The 505-nt window shown below is 40.4% G+C and carries 1 protein-coding gene; it reads left to right on the top strand.

Annotated elements, in window-relative coordinates; translation table 11 throughout:
* Positions 1-505 (top strand): SNF2-related protein (locus tag AC3G7N_RS22820; protein ID WP_489424372.1); only part of this gene is annotated, 505 nt, incomplete at both ends.

Here is a 505-nt window from a genome sequence, read left to right as displayed (position 1 = left end):
AAAGAAAAACTATGATCCTTCTTTCCGGAAACTGCTGCACCATTTAAAGTCACCAGAAGAGCAGGTATATCCGATACCGGAGAATTTGCAGGCTACATTAAGGAACTACCAAGAAACGGGATTTCAGTGGTTTAAATCGCTTGACAGCTATCATTTAGGCGGGATACTGGCAGATGATATGGGACTAGGAAAGACAATCCAAAGCATTGCTTATTTGCTTTCATTAGAAGTTGATCAACCACATTTAATTGTGGCTCCATCATCTGTTTTATACAACTGGAAGAACGAGTGTGAAAAGTTCGCACCAGATCTGCGTGTTCGGGTAATCGCAGGTAGTCCGATGGAACGGATAGCGATGATCGATCCAAAAACAACAGATGACGTATGGATAACGTCTTACGCAACATTACGGCAGGATATAGAGTTGTATCAGGAAATCACCTTTCATTCATTGATATTGGATGAAGCACAATATATAAAAAACTATGCAACTAAGACATCACGT

The sequence above is a fragment of the Virgibacillus carmonensis genome, from assembly GCF_057836705.1.
Note: the sequence above shows the minus strand (reverse complement) of the source record. Positions and strands in the feature narration are given on the sequence as shown.